Annotated in this window: 1 protein-coding gene; it reads right to left on the minus strand. The window is 50.7% G+C overall.

Annotated elements, in window-relative coordinates:
* The coding region (fliF, locus tag R8N28_RS24700) for a flagellar basal-body MS-ring/collar protein FliF (protein ID WP_318183605.1) at nucleotides 1-1435 on the minus strand (1435 nt) is incomplete at its 3' end.
* Nucleotides 1436-1449 lie beyond the last annotated feature (14 nt).

The raw sequence follows: 1449 nt of genomic DNA on the forward strand, positions 1-1449 counted from the left end.
TTAGGTGCATGATCAATGGACGCAGCACAAAGAAGATCATCGCCAAGCCCAACATACCGCCGATCACGTAACGTAATGGCTGTTGAACCGTAGGGTCTTGCCACCAAGGCAGAGCTGTTGGCGCATCGATATCAATCGGTGTGAAGTTGAAGCTCATCAAGCTCAAGCTGTCACCTCGCGCGGCTGAAATGCCAACGGCATCGGTGATCATGGTAGAGATTTGCGCTTTGTCTGCATCGCTCCAAGCCACGCCGTCTGGCGATGCTTTTGAGTTCAATAGAACCGATACGCTCAATTTCTCAATCTGACCTTGTTGGTACTGAGTACGGCGCACGCTGCTGCCAACCGCATACTGACGATTCACTTCAGAGCGCGCATTGGTGTTTTGGCTGTCGTTTGTCGCCGCCTCACCAGTCACTGGAGGCTGGTTGCTGAGAGAACCTGGTACGCCAAGCGCGATTTGGTCAATCGAATTGTTTTGAATGGTGTGTTCGTTACGAACCACTGGCGCGTTATCAAGGATTTCTCGCGTTTCTTCCACTTGGCTGAAATCCATATCGGCTGCAACCTGAACGCGGAAATTACTAGGGCCAACAATCGGCGTTAGCATGTCTGCCGCACGTTGGATGATTTGCTTCTCAACGTTCTTTTGGTATTCCAGATACTTCGCGTTTACTTTGCCCGCTTCTGCTGACGCAACATCAGCACTCAACAGTCGGCCATATTGATCGATGACAGAAACAAACTCAGGCTTCATCGCCGTCACACTGCCGACGATCAAGTTGATGATCGCTTCAACCTGTTCTGGCTTGAGGTCTTCACCAGGTTTGAGTTCGAGCATGACAGATGCAGACGGGTTTTCACCGTTTTGGCGAACAAACAAAGTTTGACGAGGAATCGCAAGGTGAACACGCGCATTCGCTACCGAGTTTAGCGACATGATAGTGCGTACTAACTCACCTTCTAAACCATGACGGTAACGCGCAGTCTCCATAAACTGGCTGGTACCTAATGAGCTGTCTTCTTTCAGCGAATCCAATCCGGTTGGCAGTTTCGCTTTTACACCTTTTGACGCCAATAACATACGAATGCGAGCCACCTCACCTTCAGGAACCAGCACTTGGCCGTTCTGCTCCTGCATGCGGTAGCTCACACCTTCACTCTCTAAGACCGAGACAATCTCGCCAATATCGAATCGCTCTTGTTGGCTGTAAAGCGGACGGAAGCTTTGAGAAGAACTCCAAAGCGCAACCACACTGATCGCCGCTACAATCGCTGCGAGAACAGCGGATAGAACAAGATTTCGTTGGCTACTTGACCAAAGCTGCTTTAGCTTATTTGTCACGTCGTCCATGTTGCCTGCTGGCGAGAACGCTTGTGTCGTGCTGGTCGTCATGGCCGTATTTCCGGCAACTTGGGGGGTTAGTTCTGACATGAATTACACCGGCA

The sequence above is a fragment of the Vibrio sp. Vb1554 genome, from assembly GCF_033344235.1.